Genomic DNA, 514 nt, shown 5'->3' with positions numbered 1-514 from the left:
CCTTTCGGGTAACGGAGGCGGAGAGGCGGCAGATCAACGCCAAGATCAGACAGTCCGGCCAGTCCCAGCAGGAGTACCTGCTCCGCGCCGCCCTGGGGCAGACCATCCATGTGGTAGAGGAACTGAAGCCCGTCCTGTCGGAGCTGCGGGCCTGCGGCAGAAATCTGAACCAACTGACCGTGCTGGCCCATGAGGGGCATATCCAGACGGTGCATCTGCGGGAAACGGTGGAGGCACTGGGCAGGACCTACGATGCGGTAAACGCCCTGCTCACGGAGAAGGGTCAGGTGATCTCCTATGGCAACGTGTAGCTTCATCAAGGAATCCAAACAGACGGCGGGCGCGATGCATGGCGTCATGCGGTATGTGGCACAGGAACAAAAGACCTTGGATGAGGATGGAACCCGCTACCTCACAGGCGTTAACTGTATGGCGGATCTCGCCTACCAGAGTTTCATGGCCACCAAGAATCTGTACGGCAAAGCGCACGACACTTTCTTCTATCAGTACGTCC

Annotated in this window: 1 protein-coding gene and 1 pseudogene; both read left to right on the top strand. The window is 58.8% G+C overall.

Annotated elements, in window-relative coordinates:
* Positions 1–311 (top strand): plasmid mobilization relaxosome protein MobC (gene mobC / locus HMPREF1546_RS12660; protein WP_021749205.1); only part of this gene is annotated, 311 nt, incomplete at its 5' end.
* Positions 298–514 (top strand): annotated as a pseudogene (locus HMPREF1546_RS12655) (relaxase); the annotation flags it as partial. The gene mobC and the pseudogene HMPREF1546_RS12655, both read left to right, overlap by 14 nt.

The organism is Oscillibacter sp. KLE 1745, from assembly GCF_000469445.2.
Lineage (GTDB): Bacteria > Bacillota > Clostridia > Oscillospirales > Oscillospiraceae > Oscillibacter > Oscillibacter welbionis.
Note: the sequence above shows the minus strand (reverse complement) of the source record. Positions and strands in the feature narration are given on the sequence as shown.